This window comes from Vibrio sp. YT-18, from assembly GCF_033337345.1.
GTDB classification, from domain to species: domain Bacteria; phylum Pseudomonadota; class Gammaproteobacteria; order Enterobacterales; family Vibrionaceae; genus Vibrio; species Vibrio alginolyticus.
Map to the genome: position 1 here is coordinate 1 of NZ_JAWOQO010000245.1, position 1,083 is coordinate 1,083.

A 1,083-nucleotide genomic window follows, 5' to 3' on the forward strand; every position below is an offset into this window, starting at 1 on the left:
CTACAAAACCGTATTTGCCTAACCCTTCACATATTTCCCATGTCCACACTTGTGTTGCGTCACAAGTGTGGATTTTTTGATCTTTAGTTTTCACTTTCTAAGCTAGAAATACATAGACTTCGCCTATCTCAATAATAAGAATAACCAATTGTTGCTAATGCACGAATTTCATTACTCTTTTCCGAGAAATTAATGGGGGAAACATGGCAACGAAAGCAATTGTAGTGGAAGGTGGAGCGATGCGCGGCGTCTTTGCCAGTGGCGTGTTAGACGCATTTCTAGAGCGAGATTATAAGCCATTTGATTTTGCGATTGGTGTGTCGGCAGGCGCATCTAATTTGATTGGTTATCTGACCGATTACCCGCACCGCAGTATAAATGTGATTACAAAGCTCGCGACCAGCAAGCGCTTTTTCGACCCGACCCGTTTCCTCAAAGGTGGCGATTTGATTGATGTAAAATGGCTGTTTGAAGAGTCCAACCGTTTGTATCCCGTCGATGAGAAAAAGCTTTTTGAAGGCATTCCTTTTTTTGCGGCCACCACGAATGTGGACACAGGTAAAGCGGACTACTATCGAGTGACGCGAGAAAATTTCCACCATGCGATAGAAGCGACAACAGCATTGCCGATTGCTTACAAACATACTCCGTGTTTTTCTGGTGGTTGTTATACCGATGGTGGTGTGGCGGATTCTATTCCGGTTCGAGAAGCTTACCGAAGAGGAGCGCGAGACATCACGGTTGTGCTATCGCACCCGCTGAATTACTCCAAAAAACCAGTAAAAAATACTTGGTTAATGAACAAGTTGTTTGCTGAACATCCCAAAATGGCAGAAGCGATGTTGCATCGTTCAGAGAACTACAATGAGTCCTTGGAATTTATCCGCAATCCCCCACAAGGAACCCGTGTGAGAGTGATTGCACCGCCGGATGAATTTCATGTGCAACGCTTGTCGATGCGCCAATCCGTTCTACTCGGAGGGTATGAAATGGGGCTTCACGAAGGCAGAACTCATATCACCAATCTGTCTGGTGGTTATGGTTTGAGTCGAGAAAATTGCCACTTGTTTCTTGAACGCGCAT

The 1,083-nt window shown here is 45.1% G+C and carries 1 protein-coding gene; it reads left to right on the plus strand.

From position 1 onward, the window contains the following. Positions 1-203 precede the first annotated feature (203 nt). A partial coding sequence (locus tag R7M72_RS25735) for a patatin family protein (RefSeq protein ID WP_318056546.1) occupies positions 204-1,083 on the plus strand: 880 nt, incomplete at its 3' end.